Source organism: Polaromonas sp. P1_G1 (assembly GCF_056405595.1).
Map to the genome: position 1 here is coordinate 1 of NZ_JBFUBU010000227.1, position 415 is coordinate 415.

1 protein-coding gene is annotated in these 415 nt (G+C 64.3%); it reads left to right on the plus strand.

Translation table 11 applies throughout. From position 1 onward, the window contains the following. Positions 1-49: 49 nt before the first annotated feature. Positions 50-385: a hypothetical protein gene (locus AC1D1Y_RS26595; RefSeq protein WP_477684983.1), complete on the plus strand. Its 336-nt coding sequence runs from the start codon at positions 50-52 to the stop codon at positions 383-385. Positions 386-415: the final 30 nt, after the last annotated feature.

A 415-nucleotide genomic window follows, 5' to 3' on the forward strand; every position in this document is an offset into this window, starting at 1 on the left:
CCCACATGGATGCCACCCTGGTCCAGCAGGCCCAAAAGGCCCAGCCCACATGGATGCCACCCTGGTCCAGCAGGCCCAAAAGGCCCAGGCGTTGTTTCACCTGCGCAAGCCGTTCACCGCCTCCGAAATCAAAGGCGCCATGGCTAAGGCCATGGAGAAATTGGCAGAAACGCATCCGCCCATCGCCCGCCTGCTGCACCCCACGAGCGCCCAGGCCGCTCGGCAGTTGATGCCGGTCATGCCCAAGTTCAAGGACGGTGACACCGTGATCTACCAGGGGCGCCAGGACACGGTCAAGCACGTAATCTTTCGCCGCGGGGAATTGGTTGTCCAGCTGCGCGGCACCCCCGGCATGGTAGAGGCCTACAAGCTGCAGCGCGCCTAGTTACAGCGCCTGGCCCAGGCGGCCAATGCC